The 290-nt window shown below is 49.0% G+C and carries 1 pseudogene; it reads right to left on the bottom strand.

Annotation, left to right across the window (positions count from 1 at the left end):
* A pseudogene (locus BHE89_RS00850) lies at positions 1-290 on the bottom strand (RNA-guided endonuclease TnpB family protein); the annotation flags it as partial.

Below are 290 nucleotides of genomic sequence, written 5' to 3'. Positions count from 1 at the left end.
TTTTCGACGTAGGTGACGGCTGGCATTGATAAGGTGGCGCGGATTAGCAATCTTATTGCCGTCTGATTTGATGGCGTAATGACTCAGCCCCACATCAAGCCCCGTGATATTTGATATCAATGTTGGCTTTGCCGGTGCTTCTACCCCCGTCATCACAGAGTAGTGACGCATAGTATTTTCCGGTTGCGCTACGGCTCAGTGTGATACTTTTCAGCGCCCCCGTAATTTCACGATGTAAACGCGCTTCAATCGGTGCGATTTTCGGGATTTTTATCGCGCCATCAATGACT

Source organism: Shigella sp. FC1967 (assembly GCF_001743005.1).
Taxonomy (GTDB): domain Bacteria; phylum Pseudomonadota; class Gammaproteobacteria; order Enterobacterales; family Enterobacteriaceae; genus Proteus.
This window is presented reverse-complemented; position numbering and strand designations above follow the sequence as displayed.